Below are 9,907 nucleotides of genomic sequence, written 5' to 3'. Positions count from 1 at the left end.
ATTATATACAATGGATTTTGCCCGTATACTATACAAAATATTTACTACTTTTAGCTCTCTAATTATAATATAACACAAAGAAGCATATATTTTTATTACTTTTAAATTTACCCGATATTTCAAAAATTTTATTACTTGTTTTATATAAAAAATATAATAAATAATATAATGAGAATATTACTGGAAATAATGAAATCTTTTTTTTGATAATGTTTTTGAAATGGGATAATTCTTTCAATGCAAACATATTAAAACTCCCATGTCTTTTTATTTCGTTTAAATATTTTTTCATTATTTTTTATTCCCATTATCTGAAATCCGGATTTTTGAAATATGTTTTTCACCTAATATTATTCACTTTTTGTGAATAAAAATTCACATTTTAGCAAAGTTTAAATAGTCCAAAATCATTGTTTTTATTATAGGCAAATGTGAAAATATTTGCATTCACAATAAAATTTCTTTGAAGTTAATTTTTTAAATTTAATTGATGGAGAGGATTTTCAATGGCGCGGAGCGATAAAACTTTGGAAGACATTTTGAATATTATTTTTTATGATAAACCGTCAACTCAAGATGAAATTGCCGAAAAATTAAAGATTAGTCGAAGATATGTTACTCAATTGCTTAAACCATTAATTGAAGAAGACATTGTCAAAAGGGCTTATGTCATCGATTTGAATAAATATGATGAAATTTATGGCTCTTCAGACCCTATCTTCAATATCAAACAGCATTCCGCATTTTTTTTAATTGAAAACATGCTAAGCAGCATGAGCGAGCATGTTAAAGAACAGGTCCAAATGTCTTTCGATGCCATTTTAACTAATGATAAGGACTTGGCAGAACAAGCTTTAAAACTGGATTTTACCACAAATAATATGTATGAAAAAGTTCGCGCATCTGTTGAAACTGTCGTTGATGTTGATCCCCATTCCAAACTTTCCAAGATTTTATTGTTCAGCGAAGCGGCATACAATTATGAACGCATTGGAGATTATTCAGGTCATATTGCCAAATTTGTCATTAATGAGAAGACTGCCGTAGACGATGAACTTTTAGATATATTAAAAAAAATGCATAAATATGCACAAAAATCTATTTCATATGCAACTGATGCTTTTATTAATGGGAATATCGACTCACGTGGAAATTTGATGGATACAGAAGAAAAAATTCATGAAACTCAACAAAAAGCCATGAATCTCATTGCCAACCAAATGGTTGAAACTTCTTTTGAGGATATTGAAATGTCCAATTATTATATTTACATATCCCGTGTAGTGAAATCATTCGAAAGAATGGGCGATATCTCAGTGGAAATTATGGATTTGGCTGCTGAATTCCATAAGGATATTCCAAGGCCAACAACTCCACGTTCATTTAGAGAAAAAATTTAAAAAGACAATGCCAAATTTCTTCTCAGGAGGAGATCTTATATCAAATAATAAACCGCAAGAAACGTTTAGGGGAAAAACTGACAGGGCTATTAAGAAACGACCCCCATGGAAGGAATACAACCTGCATATAGTTTGTTTTGTTCTGGTTGCCATTTCAATGGCCATTGGAGTTAAAGAGATTAGAATCACTGATACCATAAGTGTTTTATTATTGCCTTTAATATATGCCCTAATCATGGGTTTGGCTCTCTTTTTAGCAAAACCTATAAAATTTATAGGTAAAAAGCAATCAAAGGTAGCTGAAGGAGCAATGGTTTTATTTATAGGAGTTTTAATTGCTAAATTAGCTATTTCGAGCGGACAATCCATTGATATTATTTTTAATGTCGGCCCCGCCTTGATTTTACAACTTTTGGGGGATTTGGGCACTCTTATAGCATTGCCCGTTGCTTTGCTTTTAGGATTTAGAAGAGAAGTAATCGGTATGGCAAGTTCCATTTGCCGCGAACCTAACTTGGGAGTCATTATCGACAAGTATGGTTTCAAATCCCCTGAGACAAGGGGAGTTTTAGCCATTTTTGTTATAGGATCCATTATCGGCACTCCTTTTATCAGCTTTTTTTCAAGCATATGCATTTCGCTCATACCTTACCATCCATATGCCTTTGCAATGGCTTCAGGCATAGGAAGCGCAAGCATGAATGCTGCAGCATTGGTTCCATTGGTGCATATGTACCCTGCCATGGCTACCCAATTGGAGGCCTTTGCAGGATGCAGTAACATTCTTTCATTTTGTTTAGGTATTTACATGTGCATATTCATTTCCCTGCCTCTTGCAGAAAAATTGTATAAATGGTTATCTCCAATCATAGGTAAAGGTGAGGGGAGAACCATTGATGACGAATATGCTATTGAAGGAGTAAAAGATGATAAATATGCTACTTCTGAGGATTTAAGTTCTGGTAAGATTGAAAGATGGGTCACTTTCCTCGTACTTTTCTCAATCATCGTCACAGTTGGAAATTTCATAGGTTACCATACCCCTTTGCTTGATGTGTTCATCGGAATGCTAATCATTTCAATTATTACCCTTATCGGAATGTGCCTTGAGAGGATAATTCCATGGGATATCCCATCAATCATTTATATAAGTTTACTTGGTATTTTTTTAGCCATTCCTGGAGTTCCAACTTCAGACATTATAATAACTTATGTCTCTCAAATTGAGTTAACTACAATCTGCACTGCATTTTTAGCATATGTCGGTATTGCAATCGGTAACGATTGGGAGGAATTTAAAAAGATTGGTTGGAAAGGAATCATTATAGCAATAATCGTAATTTCCGGAACTTACCTCGGTTCTGCAAGTATTGCAAATCTGGTCTTATTTGTAACAGGCATGATTTAACAAATCTATTTTTCATTATTTATATCATATTAGTTTTCTATTATGCGAAATAGTAATATAATTTTTATATAATATATATAATTGAAAAAGATTTGCAGGAACTGGCAAGTATTGCTTCAGATGCAAAAACAATCCAGCTGCTTTCAGCCAACCCCTTGGTTATGACTTACAACAGGTTTCGTCCTATTCTTGAAAAAATCAATGAATATCTTCCAGAAATAGAATATATCTATACTCAAACAAGGGTTTCTGATTTGCGCAACAAAACTGTTGAGGAACTTGAAAGTCTGAAAGAATTGGGTTTAAGAGAAATTTCTCTTGGTGTGGAAAGCGGAGATGACTGGACATTAAAAAGAATAAACAAAGGTTATACTTCAAAAGACATTATAGAACAATGCCAAAAATTGACTGATGCCGGAATAGACTTTTGGATGAGTTTTTTAAATGGAGTTTCAGGTCGTGAACATAGCCACGAGCATGCAGTAAATTCTGCAGAAATATTCAGTCAGTGTAGGCCCATGCTTGTTGGAACGGGAGGTCTGACACTATTTCCAGGAACTCCTCTTTTAAAAGAAGCGCAAATGGGTGAATTCACACCATTGTCGGAAAAGGAAATGTTAATTGAACTTAAAACTTTCGTTGAACATTTAACCTGTGACTGTTCATTCATTACTCATCATACGGTATCTACCAGTTTGTCAGGCCCTCATTTTCTTGAAAGAAAAAGTCAAATCATTGATGTTTTAAGCAATGAAATTGAAAATGGTGATTTCGAAAGGATGGCACAAATAAGGAGAAATAAAAGGTCATTATGATAAATAAAAAATTTAAACGGACTGATCTGCTGCTGTCATTGTGCGGACTTAACTGCAGTTTATGCCCAATGTTTATTGAAAAAAGATGCACAGGATGTCGTGAAGGCAGTGCCTGTTATCTGACCTGCACAATAGCACCATGCAGCATTGAACATGGAAATATAGACTACTGCTTCGAATGTGAGGAATATCCCTGTGACAAATATGATGGAATTGAATTACACGATTCACTAATCACACACAGGAATCAGAAAAAGGATTTGCAAAAAGCAAAAACTATAGGAATCGAAAACTATCACAAAGAACAGCTTGAAAAAAAGGAAATCCTAAACCATATTTTAAACAGGTATAATATTGCCAACAGACATATCTTCTTCTGCCTGGCGGTAAATCTGCTTGAAGTTGATGACTTAAAACAGATATTAAAAGACTGCGATGAATCAACAAAAGATATGGATTTAAAGGAAAGATCAGATTATATAAAACATGAATTATATGAATTCGCCAAAAAAAGAAATATCATACTCAAATTAAATACAGGAAGATATTGACCTATTTAATTGAATATAATATTGACCTTACGATTGTAATCAAACAGACAATGCTGATTGCAATAGGATAGCCTAAAAAACCTATAATGAATCCTATAATTAGGAAAATGAATGGAATAATTATTACATTTTTCAAATCCAAAACTTCAGACAAATATTCGCTATCCTCATTTATTTTTATAAGATATCTGCTCATAATAAATAGAATAATATCCACCAAAATAAAATCCAAACCATATAAGGATTCGCTTAAAAGAGAATTCGGATTATTAGCAACAAAAATTGTCAAATAAGGAATCAGAGATATTACAAACATTAAAAGAATATTCAACCAAATAATTTTAGAATCAATTTTTTTCACATGAGCATATATCAAGTGGTGATATTGCCAGAGATTGGCACAAACAAGGAAACTGACAAGATAAGTGAAATATGAAACTTTCAAAGCTAAAATTCCTGCAATGGTAGCGGTTTCAGGCTGTGGCAATTCCAAAACCAAAACTGTTACAATAATTGCAATTATCGCATCATAAAAAGCTTCCAGCCTATTGGTTTCCATCAAGTTTTCCATTTTCATATTAAACTATTTTGATTTCATCATATTTTAAATATTATATAATAAGACTTAGAAATGAAGTCAATATACTGAAAAAACTATACAAAATATAAACACCTACCTAAAAAGGCCAAATCAATTCCTTAAAAAAAGACTTATTTTAAAAAAATATAAATATAGTGCGCTCAATAAAATCATGAAATAAGTTACATTATGTTAATTAATAAAAAACTTAATATTAACGATTAATAAGTTAAATAACGCTCAAATTATGCATAATAGATTTTGCCCGTATACTCTACAAAATATTTACTGCTTTTAGCTCTCAATTTATAATATTCAACTAAGAAGCATATATATTTTTATTACTTTTATTTGATTTTGAAAGATATAGGTTTTAACAGAACCAGAATATAGCTATGATGCTGTTTATTGCTTTTTACCGGAGCTAAATTTTTGATATGTAGGAAAAACTCCTTATTCATTGGGGAAGTGTTTTATGTGGCGCTTTCCCTTAAATATCTTAATCAAGTTTAAAAAACTTAACCCTCGAACCGACCGATAAATGGCCAGTTCTTAAATTTGACAAATCCATCTACTTCAAAACTAAAACAGGAATAGAGGGACAAGCCACTATTCCTCAAGCTTGACAAAACCCTTGTTGTTATGCAAATTTCTCGAATAAGCTTGTTAAAAGGAATTTTAGGCTTCATAATCCTGATTCGCCCTTGCTGATTGGGGATGTTAAAGACGAGAATGTTGTAAAAGAAGTTAATGAACCTAGCTATATTGATGCTCAAGCTAGATTAATTTAATGGCTATTTTTATAAAACCTATCAAAATTATATGGATAACTATTTTTTAAGAAAAATTTAAAAAATATATAGTAATAATAATCATTGAGGAAATATCATGAAAAATTACTCCTGCAGCAATTGTGGAATTATAAACTGCAAACACCAAGATTCAGAATATCCTAAATTCTGTCAAACAAAAGAATTAACACGTGATGAAATAATAGAAATTGAAAAACTCTACAATGAAGATAACAACAAAGAGATATCAAGGATCTCAGCAGAAATAGAAGAAGAGTTCTACTGCAAATACACAAGAGTAGAAGAAATCATAGAATTTGCCAAAAGACTAAAAATGAATAAAATAGGAATAGTTGCCTGTGTGGGGCTAATGGAAGAAAGCAGAACATTTGCCAAAATCCTTGACAAACACGACTTTGAAGTATATTCCGTAGCATGTAAAGTCGGAGCAATGAAAAAAACAGAAATGGCAGGTGTAGATGATAAAAAAACAAATATAACTGGAAATATAATGTGCAATCCGATACTGCAGGCAATAATACTTAATAATGAAAAAACAGACATTAACGTAATAATAGGGTTATGTGTAGGTCATGATAGTCTTTTCTATAAATATTCTGATGCCCTATGCACAACACTTGTAACAAAAGACAAAGTACTCGCACACAATCCTGTGGGAGCGTTATACCAAACAAACACCTATTATAAGAAGCTGATGAAAAGAGATTAGGTCAAATCTTTAATTTGATTCATATGTCCTTTTACCACCATGGCCTCCGAAGATTTGCCATTTTCCAGTGTTCAATTTATTAAATAGATTATTTCTTTCTTCTCGACAAAGGTCAGAATCAAAATCAACTGAGGTCATTAAAATTGGAGCATATCTATTATATTCTGCCTGTTTAGGAATCATGTCTTTCATATTTATAAAAATGTCTCCTGTAAATGCAATTTTATGTTCAAAATCAATTAGAACAGATTCTCCAGGAAGATGGCCTCCTTTTCCTTCATAAAGACTAAAATGCAATTCACCAAAATCAAAAACTCCAGTTTGTTCAAGGGGTTTTGTTATTGTTTGTTCATCCCCTACAACCTGAATTTTTTGAGGGGAAACAGGTTTATATGAAGTTAATATATTGCAAATACGGATATATGGTTTGTGAAGTGGATTTTTTTCACGGAAATTGCTTTCATTGTTATATTCTGATTTCAGTGATTCTGCACTTTTGCTGCTGGCATAGACAATGTCAAAAAGGGGCAACAGTCCGCAGTGGTCAACGTCGGCATGAGTTATGAATACCTCTTTTGAAATATTGTCAAAATCAGGGATGATTTCCTTGATGATTGAAAGCATTTCCTTTTCATAACAGGCATATCCGGTATCAATGAATAAGTACTTGCCATAGCTTTTTATGATTGCAATGTTGCTTCCGCAGGGAGGTTCGATAAGTGTTATTTCACTATTTTCGGTTATTTTATGGTTTGTTATTCTTGGTGTGAAATTCTCTCCTTTTGAAGCTGAAATGATTTCTGTAAATCTGCTTATGCTGTCAAAGGTATGGAACGGCAAAACCCCGCTTTCGTTAAGCATTTGCATCACCAAGTTTGTATTGATGATCAGTTCATTTTTGGATTCATCTGAGATATCCACTGTAGATGATATCTGATTTACAAAGTTGTTGTAAAAAAAGCTATTGTCATAAATCTTATTAGCATAATTTGAATTAATTACTTTAATTGGACATAATTCGCTTGCCTTTTTCATGAATGTGTTAACATTTTCTTGGTTTTCAACAATGAGACCCATCTTAAAGAACTGGAATTCCTTATCTGTCTGTTGGGAACTGATATATGTAATGTTGAAATTAAAATCACTGATTAACTCTAAAATTGGTGTAACAGCACCGGGGATATCTTTAAGCTTAAATTCAAGTAGCACTACATCGCGATGATCTAAATCATGTTGGATATATCCTATGAACATTAATTCATGAGTTGCTTTTTCAAGATTTTCAGGACTTCCTTCAACATCGATAAATAATAGATGGGAATCCACAGATTTATTATAACTCACCCGAGTAATATTTATGTCCAAATCGGACAAGCATTTGCTTGCCTTTAAAAATGCGCCGATATGATTGGGCATTTTTGTAATAAATGTATTATTCATGTCATCACTGTAAAATATTTTTGCTTTTATTTTATATGTTTATATAAAAATAAGTTTGCAATAATATATTTTTTTGAACTTATATAATATAGTTTTCACTATGGTTCAATTGGGCAAGTTTGAATTCGCGATTCATTTTTAAAATATGTTTGGTGGAATTTAATAGTGAATTCCTTTTCGCTTTTGCATGATTTTCTCTATCATTAAATTTGAGTGCAGTAAAAAAAGAAAAATAATTGAAATTTAGTTCTTTCCTTTTTATTTAAGGTAATGAATCAATTGGAAAGAACTATTGCCGGTATTAGTTTATCGATTTTCCAAGTTCGTATGCTTGTTTTAATTCAGGTTTTCCTTCAGTATCTCCAGGCTGTGTTACATGACCGCATAGGAGTTTGCCGATACTTTTCCATCCCATGTGTTTTTCTAAATTGTCATACCATATCTCACTTTCTTCAAATCCGGTACCTTCTGCAGCCATGATGAGAATGCTCTCTTTCACTGGATTTTTGTAGTTGTCACATTCTGCAACGGCAAACAAACGGTCAAATGCATTCTTAAGAAAACCTGAAATGTTCCAGTAATATAATGGTGATGCTAAAACCACAATATCGGCATCAATATATTTCGGATATATTTCATCCATGCCATCCTTTTGTGTACATGGATGTTCGCTATTTTTACCTCCTTTCCAGCAGCCTATGCATCCATTTATTTTCATTGAAGAAATTATGAATTCTTCAACTTCATTTCCGGCTTCTGTTGCACCTTTAATAAACTCTGCTGTAATTGAAGATGTATTTCCCTTTTTTCTTGGACTTCCATTCAAAATAATTATTTTTTTAGCCATAGTTCACCTCATTATCAAGTATTCTATTGGATTGTATTTGAATTTTGATTATATGCTTTTGCAACAGCTTTCCATTCACCATCAATCTTCAACATGAGCAAAACATCTGTAAAATCAATTCTTCCACCCCAGCTTTCTTCAAGTACTCTTACAACAGCTAATGTTTCTTCTAAAAGAAGAACATCAACTCTTGCATTAAATTCATCGCCGGCAGCAACACTGTCTACATTATCATAGAATTGTTCAATAGAACCATGTTCCAAGTTCCCATCCAAATATCCAAACAGCACAGCTTCATCAACAAATAATTCTCTTGCGTATTCGCTGTTTCCTTTTGCAACACTTTTTACAAATTTTTCTGCTGCTTTTTCAACAGCTTCATATTCATCAATATTTGATCTCATAATTAGTAGTTGTGAGATTATCGGTTAAAAATAATCTGTAATTTTAAAATTACTTAATAATTTATAGTATCATTTAATAAAAAGAATAATATGAATATTGAAGATATATGTCCTGTGAGTGAAACACTGGATTTTTTTAGTAGAAAATGGGTTCTATGCATATTGATGGACATGTTTAGAGGAAAAAAGCATTTCACAGAATTTCAGGAATCAAATCCTACATTAAGCAACCATGTCCTATCCAAAACATTAAAATATATGGAAGATGTCAAGTTAATCAAAAAAGAAACAATTGAAGAAAAAACAAGGAACAAAACATACTACAAACTGCTTGATAAGGGATTGAAAGCTAATAAAATATTGTATGAATTAACTGTTTACTCATTAAATGAATTGGAATGCAGCAAATTGAATGATGATGTTAAAAAGGAAATTTTTGAGCAATATAGTAACAGTTTAAAATAATTACTTCATTTTATTATTTTTAGAAAAATGTGTCTAGGGTTCATTCACACTTTTTATAGAAATCATAATTCTGATTTTTTGTTGATTTTATGTTAATGGAAATCTGTTGTAACGGAAGTAAATGGACGGGGCTATGTGATTATGCAAACTAAATAATTTCTATACTCTTATGCAAAAGCTAACATGAAGCTGGTCATAAGGAATCAAAAATTGCATAATCCTGATTCGCCATTGCTGATTGGTGAGGTTAAAGAGAGTGATGTTGTAAATGAAGTCAATGAGCCAAGCTATATTGATACACAAACTAGATTATTTTAATATTAATTAATCAAGTCTTTCATAAAGTCGCAGTTAGTAAATATTTATTATTGATAAAATTTAAATTAATTATTATCTAATAATCTATGGTGGTTATTAATGTATAATAGAGTTGAGATTGCTCGTGAGTTTGCAAATGCAATTAACAGTGATAAAAT

11 protein-coding genes are annotated in these 9,907 nt (G+C 31.8%); 7 read left to right on the top strand and 4 right to left on the bottom strand.

The window, feature by feature from the left end; all coding sequences use genetic code 11:
- The first annotated feature begins 506 nt into the window (after nucleotides 1–506).
- From ACKI2W_RS04970 to ACKI2W_RS04955, 4 genes are all read left to right on the top strand, one after another.
- Nucleotides 507–1,400 carry a PhoU domain-containing protein gene (locus ACKI2W_RS04970; RefSeq protein WP_407379842.1) on the top strand — a complete coding sequence of 298 codons (894 nt, stop codon included), beginning with the start codon at nucleotides 507–509 and terminating at the stop codon, nucleotides 1,398–1,400.
- Between the two features lie 7 nt (nucleotides 1,401–1,407).
- Nucleotides 1,408–2,808: a DUF3100 domain-containing protein gene (locus tag ACKI2W_RS04965; RefSeq protein WP_407379840.1), complete on the top strand. Its 1,401-nt coding sequence runs from the start codon at nucleotides 1,408–1,410 to the stop codon at nucleotides 2,806–2,808.
- A 92-nt stretch (nucleotides 2,809–2,900) separates the two neighbouring features.
- Nucleotides 2,901–3,623: a radical SAM protein gene (locus tag ACKI2W_RS04960; protein WP_407379838.1), complete on the top strand. Its 723-nt coding sequence runs from the start codon at nucleotides 2,901–2,903 to the stop codon at nucleotides 3,621–3,623.
- On the top strand, nucleotides 3,620–4,174 hold the full coding sequence (locus ACKI2W_RS04955; RefSeq protein ID WP_407379836.1) for a DUF3795 domain-containing protein: 555 nt from the start codon (nucleotides 3,620–3,622) through the stop codon (nucleotides 4,172–4,174). Before ACKI2W_RS04960 ends, ACKI2W_RS04955 begins: the two co-directional genes overlap by 4 nt.
- 1 nt (nucleotide 4,175) lies before the next feature.
- Here the strand turns inward: ACKI2W_RS04955 and ACKI2W_RS04950 are convergent, their stop codons facing one another.
- Entirely contained in the window at nucleotides 4,176–4,751 is a 576-nt protein-coding gene (locus ACKI2W_RS04950; protein ID WP_407379834.1) for a TMEM175 family protein, read from the bottom strand.
- Nucleotides 4,752–5,642: 891 nt separating this feature from the next.
- Between ACKI2W_RS04950 and ACKI2W_RS04945 the strand changes: the two genes are divergently transcribed.
- The gene (locus tag ACKI2W_RS04945) at nucleotides 5,643–6,275 is read left to right on the top strand and encodes a DUF1847 domain-containing protein (RefSeq protein ID WP_407379833.1); all 633 of its coding nucleotides are present in this window, start codon (nucleotides 5,643–5,645) and stop codon (nucleotides 6,273–6,275) included.
- A 9-nt stretch (nucleotides 6,276–6,284) separates the two neighbouring features.
- Here the strand turns inward: ACKI2W_RS04945 and ACKI2W_RS04940 are convergent, their stop codons facing one another.
- The 3 genes from ACKI2W_RS04940 to ACKI2W_RS04930 all read right to left on the bottom strand — a co-directional run bounded on the left by ACKI2W_RS04940 (nucleotide 6,285) and on the right by ACKI2W_RS04930 (nucleotide 8,966).
- Nucleotides 6,285–7,715 carry an MBL fold metallo-hydrolase gene (locus tag ACKI2W_RS04940; RefSeq protein WP_407379831.1) on the bottom strand — a complete coding sequence of 477 codons (1,431 nt, stop codon included), beginning with the start codon at nucleotides 7,713–7,715 and terminating at the stop codon, nucleotides 6,285–6,287.
- A 301-nt stretch (nucleotides 7,716–8,016) separates the two neighbouring features.
- Nucleotides 8,017–8,562, bottom strand: coding sequence for a flavodoxin family protein (locus ACKI2W_RS04935; RefSeq protein ID WP_407379829.1), 546 nt, complete (start codon nucleotides 8,560–8,562; stop codon nucleotides 8,017–8,019).
- A 23-nt stretch (nucleotides 8,563–8,585) separates the two neighbouring features.
- Nucleotides 8,586–8,966 (bottom strand): nuclear transport factor 2 family protein, encoded by a 381-nt coding sequence (locus ACKI2W_RS04930; protein ID WP_407379827.1) that lies wholly within the window; start codon nucleotides 8,964–8,966, stop codon nucleotides 8,586–8,588.
- A 90-nt stretch (nucleotides 8,967–9,056) separates the two neighbouring features.
- Between ACKI2W_RS04930 and ACKI2W_RS04925 the strand changes: the two genes are divergently transcribed.
- Nucleotides 9,057–9,431 carry a winged helix-turn-helix transcriptional regulator gene (locus tag ACKI2W_RS04925; protein ID WP_407379825.1) on the top strand — a complete coding sequence of 125 codons (375 nt, stop codon included), beginning with the start codon at nucleotides 9,057–9,059 and terminating at the stop codon, nucleotides 9,429–9,431.
- Nucleotides 9,432–9,614: 183 nt separating this feature from the next.
- The gene (locus ACKI2W_RS04920; protein WP_407379823.1) at nucleotides 9,615–9,749 is read left to right on the top strand and encodes a hypothetical protein; all 135 of its coding nucleotides are present in this window, start codon (nucleotides 9,615–9,617) and stop codon (nucleotides 9,747–9,749) included.
- The last annotated feature ends 158 nt before the right edge of the window (nucleotides 9,750–9,907 follow it).

Source organism: Methanobrevibacter sp. (assembly GCF_045603845.1).
GTDB lineage: Archaea > Methanobacteriota > Methanobacteria > Methanobacteriales > Methanobacteriaceae > Methanocatella.
This window is presented reverse-complemented; position numbering and strand designations above follow the sequence as displayed.

Coding starts and splice junctions, on each gene's coding strand:
- ACKI2W_RS04945 (WP_407379833.1), top strand. CDS start 5,643: ATGAAAAATTACTCCTGCAGCAATTGTGGAATTATAAACTGCAAACAC.
- ACKI2W_RS04925 (WP_407379825.1), top strand. CDS start 9,057: ATGAATATTGAAGATATATGTCCTGTGAGTGAAACACTGGATTTTTTT.
- ACKI2W_RS04940 (WP_407379831.1), bottom strand. CDS start 7,715: ATGAATAATACATTTATTACAAAAATGCCCAATCATATCGGCGCATTT.
- ACKI2W_RS04930 (WP_407379827.1), bottom strand. CDS start 8,966: ATGAGATCAAATATTGATGAATATGAAGCTGTTGAAAAAGCAGCAGAA.
- ACKI2W_RS04920 (WP_407379823.1), top strand. CDS start 9,615: ATGAAGCTGGTCATAAGGAATCAAAAATTGCATAATCCTGATTCGCCA.
- ACKI2W_RS04950 (WP_407379834.1), bottom strand. CDS start 4,751: ATGAAAATGGAAAACTTGATGGAAACCAATAGGCTGGAAGCTTTTTAT.
- ACKI2W_RS04955 (WP_407379836.1), top strand. CDS start 3,620: ATGATAAATAAAAAATTTAAACGGACTGATCTGCTGCTGTCATTGTGC.
- ACKI2W_RS04970 (WP_407379842.1), top strand. CDS start 507: ATGGCGCGGAGCGATAAAACTTTGGAAGACATTTTGAATATTATTTTT.
- ACKI2W_RS04935 (WP_407379829.1), bottom strand. CDS start 8,562: ATGGCTAAAAAAATAATTATTTTGAATGGAAGTCCAAGAAAAAAGGGA.
- ACKI2W_RS04965 (WP_407379840.1), top strand. CDS start 1,408: ATGCCAAATTTCTTCTCAGGAGGAGATCTTATATCAAATAATAAACCG.